Source organism: Paenarthrobacter sp. FR1 (assembly GCF_051106045.1).
Taxonomy (GTDB): Bacteria; Actinomycetota; Actinomycetes; order Actinomycetales; family Micrococcaceae; genus Arthrobacter; species Arthrobacter nitroguajacolicus_A.
This window is the reverse complement of sequence record NZ_JBPFSF010000002.1, coordinates 484,593-494,923: the sequence shown is the minus strand read 5'-3', so window position 1 is coordinate 494,923 and position 10,331 is coordinate 484,593. Positions and strand designations below refer to the sequence as shown.

The window sequence follows — 10,331 nt, the reverse complement described above, 5'->3', positions numbered from 1 at the left end:
GCATCAACGCAGCACGATCACCCGGCCCCCACCAAAACCAACTACAAAATCAGGCCCCGCCGCCGGCAGAGAAAATATCCTGCGAAATCTTCTGCAACTGACCCCGCAACTGCTCCAACTCCTCCCGCGCCTTATCCAACGCAGCCTTCGTCTCCGGCCACGTCGAACCACGGAACTCAGCAGCCAACGGCCCATCCCACACATTCGGATCCGACAACACACGACCCTGCGCATCCAACGCCGAAATCTGATCAGTAAACCCACCAGTAATAATCGACTGCACCTGACCAATAGCAGCCTTGGCCTGCTCAGTAGACAACACACGCGACATAAAACTTTCCTCCCAATAAGAACAATCGCAACACCCAAACCAAAACCAGTCCAGGCGACCAGACGATGCCTAAACTACCAACACCACCCAATAAATCCAACAAACGGACAAACACCTATGGACAACGCCAAAGCAGTCCTATTACGGCTTCGAATTACTGTTTTGCAGGGGTAAGGCGAAATCGACCACGGTCGCTATCAAAAAAGCAGCTTTTGCCGTGCCCGGCCCAACTCAGCGTGACCCCTCGGCAGTAGCAGGCATACTCAGGCCGCAGATAGCCGCGCTCCTGTGAGAGCAACGTCACAAAGGCTTGGGAATAACTTTTGCGCACGTAACATTTCTCAACGTCCGTTCGCTATGTTATTGACGAGACACCTAACGTATTCCGGTGAGCACCTCAACCAACACTTCCCCAGCAGCTGGCAAGACCGGCTTCCGGCTCCCCAAGTGGGCCGGTTCCTTCGGCGTCCAGATCATCGCAGCCCTCATCATCGGCCTCGTCCTCGGCCTCATCGCCAAGTACACGGGCAGCACCAAAACAGCCCCCAACGGCCTCGGCGCAACTCTCCAGACGGTCGGCTCCAGCTACGTCTCGTTGCTGCAGACCGCCGTCGTTCCTTTGATTTTCACCGCCGTGGTGAGCTCCATCGCGAACCTGCGTCAGGTGTCCAACGCAGCGCGCCTGGCCTGGAACACGCTGCTCTGGTTTGCCATCACGTCACTGGTCTCGGTACTGATCGGCATCGGCCTGGGCGTGCTCCTGCAGCCGGGGGCCGCTACCGGCATCACAGAGGAAGCCAAGTACGCCGGCAAGACCGGTGACTGGTGGGCCTTCCTCATCGGCCTGTTCCCCAAGAACTTCCTCGGCCTCGGCGCCAGCTCCACTGTCACCGAAAGCGCCAACGCTGCCACGACGGTCAGCACCTCCGTCAGCTTCAACGTGCTCCAGATCCTGGTAGTGGCGATCGCCATCGGCGTTGCCGCCCTCAAGGTGGGCAAGCAGGCCGAAGCCTTCCTGACGTTCAACGCTTCCGCGCTTGCCGTCATCCAGAAGGTCCTGTGGTGGATCATCCGCCTAGCACCTCTGGGCACCATTGGCTTGATTGGCAACGCTGTTGCCATCTACGGCTGGGACACCATCGGCGCCCTGGGCAAGTTCACCGCTGCCATTTACATCGGCCTGGCACTGGTGCTCTTCGTCCTGTATCCAATCCTGGTCCGCGTCCACGGCCTCTCTGTGAAGCAGTACTTCTCCGGCGTGTGGCCGGCCGTGCAGCTGGCGTTTGTGTCCCGCTCTTCCATCGGCACGCTGCCGCTCACGCAGCGCGTCACTGAGCGGAACCTGGGTGTCCCCTCCGGCTACGCCTCCTTCGCAGTGCCGCTGGGTGCCACCACCAAGATGGACGGTTGCGCGGCAATCTACCCGGCCATCGCGGCGATCTTCGTAGCCCAGTTCTTCGGCATCAACCTTGACTTCAGCCAGTACCTGCTCATCGTGCTGGTCTCCGTCCTCGGTTCCGCAGCCACGGCCGGTACCACTGGCGCCGTCGTCATGCTGACCCTGACCCTCTCCACGCTGGGACTGCCGCTTGCCGGCGTCGGCCTCCTGCTGGCGATCGACCCGATCCTGGACATGGGCCGCACCGCCGTCAACGTGGCGGGTCAGGCACTGGTCCCGGCCATCGTGGCCAAGCGTCAGGGCATCCTGGACGAGTCGCTGTACAACGCACCCCGCAACGGTGCCGTTTTCGCCGATGAGTATGCCGCCGACAAGGCAGCAGCTGAAGCCGACGAGCGCGAGCTGGCCGACTCGAAGGCTTAGCGGCCACCTGCTGTCATGAGGTGTTGATCCCCCGGGGAGTTCTCCCCGGGGGATTTCCCTGTTTAAGAGGCCAAGACTGGATAGGCTCGGACCATGTTGATCGTCACTTCCAATGAAATCCCGGGCCACCGGATCGATGCCGTCTTCGGCGAAGTCATGGGCCTTACGGTCCGCTCACGGGATATCGGCTCGCAAATGCTTGCCGGCTTCCGTTCCCTCGGCGGCGGCGAGCTGCCCGAAATGACCAAGGCACTGTACGAAAGCCGCCAGGAAGTCATGGCGCGCATGGTCAACGAAGCACAGCAGCGCGGTGCCAATGCCATCGTCGCCATGCGTTTCGACACCTCCGAGATGGGCACCAACTGGACCGAAGTCTGCGCGTACGGCACCGCCGTCTACGTACTTCCCCTGGGTGAAGGTGAGCCCGGGGCTACGGGTCAGTCGGTCTACCTCACCAAGACGGCCGCCCAGCAGACGGCTCAGCCTGCGGCCGCGGCTCAACCCCGGCAGCCCACCCCACCGGCTCCCCCCACACAGTTCTAAATCAAGCCGTCCACTGATCCCGTTCTTGATCGACCACCTCCCGGCAACGCGAGTGAAGCGAACAGGGACGGGATTTCTTTGCCTCGAGCAGACCCAAATTGCGCAGAGTGCAAACTTGCACTTAGTGTAAGTATGTGACCCAAACCAGCAGCCACGATGCCGCTGCGGAGTCGTCCCTGTCCGAGCCCGCCGCACCGTCACGGCGTGAGCTCAATAAGGCGGCCACCCGCAACTCCATCGCCACAGCAGCCCTGGACCTCTTGCGCAGCAACGGGGCAGGCAACTTCACCGTGGAGGACATCGCCGCCAGCGCCGGCGTTTCCCGCCGCACGTTCTTTAACTACTTCCCCAGCCTCGAGGCGGCCCTGGCATCGGTGGCCGACGGGTTCATGGACCACGCGTTGGAGCAGTTCCGCCTCCGCCCGGCTGACGAGTCAATCCTCGAATCCGCACAGGCCGCATTGATGGCCCTGGCCGACCCGATGTCGGTAGCGCCCATGGCCGAGCTCTTCAGCCTCACGCAGGACAACCGCTCGCTGGCCCGCTCAGAGCTGGAAGCCTGGGAACACTGCACCGAACAAATTATTGACGCAGCACGCAGCCGGCTCGGTACCGGCATCAGCGAGCTGTACCTACATGCCTTGGCCGGGTCAGTGATCTCTTGTGGCAAGGCCGCCATGACCGTCTGGTTCGCCGAACGCGGCCCGGACCTTTCCGCGGAGTCCCTCGCGGTTCTTCGCCAGCACCTCATCGATGCGATGGGCCTCCTCGGCGCTGGCTTCGCGCCGCCGTCGGACGCGTCCGTCCAAGCCTCAGCAGCCTCCCCCTCCGTTCCAACCACCACAGATCGGTTCTGACATGGCCTCGTTCCTCTACCGTCTCGGCAAGTTTTCGTATCGGCGCCGCTGGCTGGTCATCTCCATCTGGCTCGCCGTCATGGTGGCAGTAGGCGGCTCGGCCGCAGCATTCCACGGCACCATGTCCAACAACTTCACCATCCCGGGGACTGAAACCCAGCAGATGGCCGACAAGCTCAAGGAAGCCCTGCCGGATTCCTCGGGCGGCTCCGCCAGCGTGGTGTTCGATGCCGGGGATGCCGGTTTTGACCAGGCCAAGAAGGACGCCGTGACTGCGGCACTCGAGAAGCTCCAGACGCTCCCGGACGTGCAGGGCACCGTAAACCCCTTCACCACGCAAGAGCAGCTGGACAATTCCGCTGCTGAGATCGCTGCCGGCGAAGCGACGGCCGCCGAGGGCCAGGCCCAGCTTGATGCTTCCCGCGCGCAGTTGGAAGCGGGCGAGGCCCAACTCGCCGGGTTGGAACAGCAACTCGCTGCCTCTGGCCTTACACCCGCCCAGATTGAAGCCCAGTTGGCGCCGCAGCGCGCGGAATTTGCTGCCAACAAGGAAAAGCTCGACGCCGGAGCCAAGGAAGCTGCCGACGGCGCCGCCGCATTGGCTCTGGGCAAGCGACAGCTCGAAGCATCTGAAGGCCTCCGCTTTGTTTCCAGTGACAACAAAGCCGCCGTAGCGCAGGTCCAGTTCAAGACCTCCATCAACGCCGTCGATCCTGCCGTCCGCGAGGAAGTCCAGGAGATCGTCCACGGCGTCTCGTCCGCAGGGGTCACTGCTTATGCCAGCAAGGAAATCACCGAGGACGTCTCGGAGATCTTCGGCATCGCTGAAATCGTCGGCGTCGCAGTTGCTGCCCTGGTCCTGATCCTCATGCTCGGCACGCTCATCGCCGCGGGCCTGCCGCTCCTCATGGCCCTCATCGGTGTTGCCGTTGGCGTCGGCGGAACCTTCGCCCTCACCAGCGTGATCGACATGAGCTCCATCTCCCCCATGCTCGCCCTGATGCTCGGCCTCGCGGTGGGCATCGACTACTCGCTGTTTATCGTCAACCGCCACCGGACGCAGCTCCTGGCGGGCATGGACGCTGAAGAGTCTGCGGCGTTGGCCACGGGCACGTCCGGAAACGCTGTGCTGTTCGCCGGTCTCACCGTCATCATCGCCCTCGCAGCTTTGGTGGTTCCTGGACTGCCCTTCCTCGCCGTGATGGGTGTTGCTGCCGCAGCGACAGTTGCTGTCGCCGTCGTCGTGGCTTTGACCCTGACGCCCGCCGTCCTTGCGCTGATCGGCCGCAGGCTCATCTCAAAGCGCGCCTGGGCCAAGGCCGCCAAGCACAACGCCGAGCCCGGTCACGAAGTCGCCGACCGCGAACTCGAAGAGAAGCGCAGCAGCGGCGGCTGGGGCGGCATGGTGACGCGCCACCCTTGGGTTGCCTTGATCCTCAGCGTGGTCCTGCTCGGCGCCGTTGCACTGCCGGCTTCCCAGCTGCGGCTGGCACTGCCCGACGGCGGCTCCGAGCCGGTGGATTCGCAAGCCTTCAAGGCTTACGACCTCACCCGCAGCAGCTTCGGCGAAGGCGTGACGGGACCGATCATCGTGGTTGGCGAATTCCCCGAAGGCCTCAGCGAGAACGACGCCAAGAATAAGCAGTTCGACGTGGCGGACCAGCTTCGCAGCGTTGAGAACGTCGTCGCAGCCGTGCCCATTGCCCTGAGCGGCGACCGCCGCACCACCGTCTTCCAGGTCATTCCGAAGGAAGGTCCAGCCAGCGCCGGCACCGTGCAGGTGGTATCCGATCTTCGTGCCAAGGGCTCAGCAATTCAGGACGACCTGGACGTGACCATTGGCTTGACCGGTCAAACCGCGGGCAACATTGACGTTTCCAACAAGCTCGGGGCTGCCTTGCCGCCGTACTTGGCAATCGTCGTCGGGCTTTCCCTGCTCTTGTTGCTCCTGGTGTTCCGCTCGATCGTTGTGCCGTTGCTGGCCACGGGTGGATTCCTGCTCTCGCTGGCCGCTGCCTTCGGCGCCGTGGTTGCTGTGTACCAGTGGGGCTGGCTGGGAGGGATCTTCGACGTCGCCAACCCCGGCGCTGTGCTGAGCTTCCTGCCCATCATCCTGATCGGTGTGCTGTTCGGCCTCGCCATGGACTACCAGGTGTTCATCACCTCCGGCATGCGTGAATCCTTCATGCACGGTGAGTCCGCCAAGCATGCCGTCCGCTCCGGATTCAGCCACGCAGCTGCTGTGGTCACCGCGGCCGCGATCATCATGGTCAGCGTGTTCTCCGGCTTCATCTTCAGCCACCTCACCATGGTCCGGCCGCTCGGCTTCGCGATGGCCTTCGGTGTGCTGATCGATGCCTTCGTGGTCCGTATGACCATCGTCCCGGCTGTCATGTACCTCTTGGGCGAGAAAGCCTGGTGGTTGCCGAAATGGCTGGAGCGCATCCTCCCGGATGTGGACGTTGAAGGCGCCAAGCTGGAGCGCAGCGACCGCAGGAAGGCCGACGAACTGGTCCACTAAACGGTCTCTCACATAGCAGTCGATATTCACGAACGCTCGCTCACTTGCTGGAGGCAAGTGAGCGAGCGTTCGGTTTAAGCACGCGGGATGTGCGAGATGGTCGGCGGAAAGCACGCGGGATGTGAGTGAGCGTCGTATTAGGCTGGGGGCGTGACCCGATTGATCCTTGCCTCCCAGTCCCCTGCCCGCACCAAGCTGCTCACCGAGGCTGGGATCCAGCACGAAGTCCTCGTCTCGGATGTCGATGAGGACGCGGTCCAGGCCAAGTACGGTGTGACGGACCCGCACGATACCGCCCTCCTGCTGGCACGGGCCAAGGCCGAGGCCGTAGCCGCACTCCCCGAGTCCGAAGGCGCCTTGGTCATCGGCTGCGATTCGGTATTTGAGTTCGACGGCGAATCCCACGGCAAGCCCTACACCGCGGAGGTCGCCAGGGAACGGATGCTGCGGATGAGCGGCTCGCAGGGAGTGCTTCATACCGGGCACTGGCTTGTCGACTGCCGAGACACCGCCGCGGACGTTGAAGACGGCGAGGACGCCGATACCCCCGAAGGCACAGGGGCCACGGTGGGTGCCGTTTCGAGTGCCGAAGTCCACTTCGCCGACATGACCTCGAGCGACATTGACGCCTACATCGCCACCGGCGAACCCCTGCACTGCGCCGGGTCCTTCACCATCGACGGCTTGGGTGGGGCTTTCATCCGCAAGGTGGACGGTGACCCGCACGCCGTCGTCGGGCTTTCCATCTCCACCCTCCGCGATTTGCTGGTGCACGCGAACGTGGGCATCACGGAGCTGTGGGACACGGACGTTCAGTAGAAGCGATTTGTAGCAACCCTACAAAGGAACATCCCCTCACACACGGAATCCCCCATCAATATGGGCGGAACCCTCACAATCACGCTAGGCTCCTCAAGGACAGAAGGAGTCAACAACTTGTCAGCTAACCCGGCGCAGCCCATTTCCAGCCCTCTTACCAAGGTCTTGATTGCCAACCGCGGCGAAATCGCGGTCCGCATCATCCGAGCTGCCCGGGACGAGGGCATTGCCTCCGTCGCCGTCTACGCAGATCCTGACCGCGACGCCCTGCATGTCCGCCTCGCTGATGAAGCTTATGCACTGGGTGGCAACACCGCAGCCGAGTCGTACCTGGTGATGGACAAGATCATCGAGGTCGCCAAGCAGTCCGGCGCCGACGCGATCCACCCCGGCTACGGTTTCCTGGCGGAGAACGCCGAGTTCGCTGCCAAGGTCATCGGCGCCGGCATCACCTGGATTGGCCCCTCCCCTGAGGCGATCTCGGCCTTGGGCGACAAGGTCCAGGCCCGCCACATCGCCGAAAAGGTTGGCGCCCCCTTGGTCCCCGGCACGGCTGACCCGGTGGAATCGGCCGACGAAATCCTGAAGTTTGCCGAGGAATTCGGTCTGCCCATCGCCATCAAGGCCGCCTTCGGGGGCGGCGGACGCGGCATCAAGGTTGCCCGCACCATGGACGAAATCCCGGAACTGTACGAATCGGCAGTCCGCGAAGCCACCGCAGCTTTTGGCCGTGGCGAATGCTTCATTGAGCGCTTCCTCGATGCCCCCCGCCACGTCGAAACCCAGTGCTTGGCCGACGCTTACGGCAATGTGGTGGTGGTCTCCACCCGCGACTGCTCGCTGCAGCGCCGCAACCAGAAGCTGGTTGAGGAAGCTCCCGCTCCGTACCTGAGCGAAGAGCAGAACAAGCGACTTTACGAGTCCTCCAAGGCCATCCTGAAGGAAGCCAACTACCTGGGCGCCGGAACCTGCGAATTCCTGGTGGGCCAGGACGGCACCATCTCCTTCCTTGAGGTCAACACCCGCCTCCAGGTGGAGCATTGCGTCTCCGAGGAAGTCACGGGAATCGACCTCGTCCGCGAACAGTTCCGCATCGCCCGCGGTGAAGCACTCGGCTACGACGACCCCGAGGTCCGCGGCCACTCCTTCGAGTTCCGCATCACCGGCGAAGATCCGGGCCGCAACTTCATGCCCGCCCCCGGCACCATCACCACCCTGAAGAACCCGACGGGACCAGGCATCCGGATCGATTCCGGCGTCGAGCAGGGTGACGTCATCAGCGGCAACTTCGACTCCATGCTGTCCAAGCTGATCGTTACCGGCGCTTCCCGCCAGCAGGCCCTTCAGCGTTCACGCCGGGCGCTGGAGGAGATGGTGGTAGAGGGCATCCCCACGGTCATCCCGTTCGACCTCGCAGTGGTCACCGACCCCGATTTCGCTCCAGCTGAAGGACCGTTCAAGGTTCACACACGCTGGATCGAGACCGAGTTCGTCAACAGCATTCCCGCTTGGTCGGCCAGCGGTGCCGGTGCTGAAGCGCCCGACGCCGGTGAGCGGCAGCGCGTCGTCGTCGAGGTTGGTGGCAAGCGCCTTGAGGTCGTTCTGCCGTCAGGCCTGGGCGGCAGCGTGGCCGCGGTGTCCAGCGGTTCGGGCGCCAAGGGCGGCAAGTCCAAGAAGCGCTCACGTTCGGCTGGCGCCACCGCGGCCGCAGCCGGCGGCAATGCATTGACCTCTCCCATGCAGGGCACCATCGTCAAGGTGGCGGCTGCAGAGGGCGACGTCGTGGCAGAAGGCGACCTGATCGTGGTGCTGGAAGCCATGAAGATGGAACAGCCGCTCACCGCCCACAAGGCCGGCACCGTGCGTGGCCTCGCCGCCACCGCTGGAGAGACGGTCGCCGCCGGCGCTGTCATCGCCACCATTGAGGACTAACACCAAGAACCCCTTGACGACGCCGGCCCCGCACCGTTTGGTGCGGGGCCGGCGTCGTAAGTGAGCTAATCAGGCGACGTTGTTCTCGTAATCCATGTCCTTGGTTTCCCGGGTCAGCCACAGGGCAATGAACGTGACCACGGCGGCCGCGGCCATGTACGCACCGACGAGCCAGGTGCTGCCGTTCGCCGCCGACCAGAGGGCGATGGCGACGAAGGACGCCGGGGCCGCACCGATCATGGAGGACAGGTTGTAGGCCACCGCGGAACCGGTGTAGCGGACGTTGGCCGGGAACAGTTCGGGCAGGATGGCCGCCATGGGTCCGAAGGTCAGGCCCATGAGTGTGAAGCCAACGATCAGGCCCACCATCGCAGCTGCCTGGCCCGGACCGAACATGGTGAACCAGAGCGCGCCGAACACGAAGATGCCGGCCGTGACGCCCAGGAGGAACTTTCGGCGGCCCCACTTCTCAGCCAGCGGTCCGGAGACCACGGTGAAGATGCCGAAGAACACAACACCGATGATGAGCATCCAGAGGAAGTCTGACCGGGTGATTCCCAGGCCAGGAACAAACGCGGCGATCTGGTCTGCCGTCATGGGCTTGCCGGCCTTTTCGGCAGCAGCCTGGGCGCCTTCCAGCGTGGGCTTGGTGCCGTAGGACAGGGTGAATGTGGTCATGATGTAGAAGAGCACGTAGGTGGCGAACATGATGAAGGTACCGGCAACAACGGGGCGCCAGTGGCTCTTGAGGGTAGCGGCGAGGGGCAGCTTCTGCACCTTCTCCTGCTCGATCACCTTGGTGAAGGACACACTCTCCACCAGTTTCAGGCGAACATAGAGTCCCACGATGACCAGAACCGCGCTGAGGATGAACGGTACGCGCCAGCCCCACGAGAGGAACTCTTCGGCGCTGAGGGACACGTTCATCCAAATGAAGATCACGTTGGCGATGATGAAGCCGATGGGTGCGCCCAACTGCGGGAACGTACCGTAGATGGCGCGCTTGCCCTCGGGCGCGTTTTCGGTGGCGAGCAGGGCTGCGCCGGACCATTCACCACCCAGGGCCAGGCCCTGGAAGAAGCGCAGGATCACCAGCATGATCGGGGCGAGGATCGCCCATCCCGCCATGGAGGCCGTGGGCAGGAGGCCGATGAGGAAGGTTGCGATACCCATGGTCAGCAGGGAGGCAACCAGGGTGCCCTTGCGGCCGATCTTGTCACCAAAGTGACCGAAGACCACGGCACCGATCGGGCGTGCGAAGAAGGCGACACCAAAGATGGCGAACGCACTGAGCAGAGCATTGATGTCAGTGGCGTCGGGGAAGAAGAGCTTGGGGAAGACGAGTACCGACGCGGTGGCATAGGCATAGAAGTCGTAGAACTCGATCGTCGTGCCGATCAGGCTTGCGAAGATCACCTTGCCCCGTGAGTTCACTGGCTTAGTGGACTCACCTTCCTTGGATGGTGCAGTGGAAGACATGTGTTTGCAGCTTTCTTTTACGCCGGC

At 63.2% G+C, this 10,331-nt stretch carries 8 protein-coding genes; 6 read left to right on the top strand and 2 right to left on the bottom strand.

All coding sequences use genetic code 11. From position 1 onward, the window contains the following. Positions 1-49: 49 nt before the first annotated feature. A complete protein-coding gene (locus ACR30Z_RS06920; protein ID WP_144653423.1) occupies positions 50-331 on the bottom strand; it encodes a pyrophosphorylase in 282 nt (93 codons plus the stop codon). A 388-nt stretch (positions 332-719) separates the two neighbouring features. On the opposite strand from ACR30Z_RS06920, the gene ACR30Z_RS06915 reads away from it, so the two are divergent. From ACR30Z_RS06915 to ACR30Z_RS06890, 6 genes are all read left to right on the top strand, one after another. Next, the gene (locus ACR30Z_RS06915; protein ID WP_144653206.1) at positions 720-2,153 is read left to right on the top strand and encodes a dicarboxylate/amino acid:cation symporter; all 1,434 of its coding nucleotides are present in this window, start codon (positions 720-722) and stop codon (positions 2,151-2,153) included. Between the two features lie 93 nt (positions 2,154-2,246). Then, a complete protein-coding gene (locus ACR30Z_RS06910; RefSeq protein ID WP_144653205.1) occupies positions 2,247-2,696 on the top strand; it encodes a YbjQ family protein in 450 nt (149 codons plus the stop codon). A gap of 134 nt (positions 2,697-2,830) precedes the next feature. After that, positions 2,831-3,553, top strand: coding sequence for a TetR family transcriptional regulator (locus tag ACR30Z_RS06905; RefSeq protein WP_434371736.1), 723 nt, complete (start codon positions 2,831-2,833; stop codon positions 3,551-3,553). Position 3,554: 1 nt separating this feature from the next. Next, a complete protein-coding gene (locus tag ACR30Z_RS06900) occupies positions 3,555-6,074 on the top strand; it encodes an MMPL family transporter (protein WP_434371734.1) in 2,520 nt (839 codons plus the stop codon). 150 nt (positions 6,075-6,224) lie between these two features. Then, positions 6,225-6,893, top strand: a complete 669-nt coding sequence (locus ACR30Z_RS06895; protein ID WP_434371732.1) for a Maf family protein — start codon at positions 6,225-6,227, stop codon at positions 6,891-6,893. A 60-nt stretch (positions 6,894-6,953) separates the two neighbouring features. Next, the gene (locus ACR30Z_RS06890; protein ID WP_434371730.1) at positions 6,954-8,825 is read left to right on the top strand and encodes an acetyl/propionyl/methylcrotonyl-CoA carboxylase subunit alpha; all 1,872 of its coding nucleotides are present in this window, start codon (positions 6,954-6,956) and stop codon (positions 8,823-8,825) included. A 69-nt stretch (positions 8,826-8,894) separates the two neighbouring features. Here ACR30Z_RS06890 and ACR30Z_RS06885 read toward each other — a convergent pair whose 3' ends face one another. Beyond that, positions 8,895-10,304, bottom strand: coding sequence for an MFS transporter (locus tag ACR30Z_RS06885; RefSeq protein WP_144653200.1), 1,410 nt, complete (start codon positions 10,302-10,304; stop codon positions 8,895-8,897). Positions 10,305-10,331: the final 27 nt, after the last annotated feature.

Excerpts from the sequence above, each read along its gene's own strand:
- ACR30Z_RS06920 (WP_144653423.1), bottom strand. The coding sequence starts at position 331 with ATGTCGCGTGTGTTGTCTACTGAGCAGGCCAAGGCTGCTATTGGTCAG.
- ACR30Z_RS06910 (WP_144653205.1), top strand. The coding sequence starts at position 2,247 with ATGTTGATCGTCACTTCCAATGAAATCCCGGGCCACCGGATCGATGCC.
- ACR30Z_RS06900 (WP_434371734.1), top strand. The coding sequence starts at position 3,555 with ATGGCCTCGTTCCTCTACCGTCTCGGCAAGTTTTCGTATCGGCGCCGC.
- ACR30Z_RS06890 (WP_434371730.1), top strand. The coding sequence starts at position 6,954 with ATGGGCGGAACCCTCACAATCACGCTAGGCTCCTCAAGGACAGAAGGA.
- ACR30Z_RS06885 (WP_144653200.1), bottom strand. The coding sequence starts at position 10,304 with ATGTCTTCCACTGCACCATCCAAGGAAGGTGAGTCCACTAAGCCAGTG.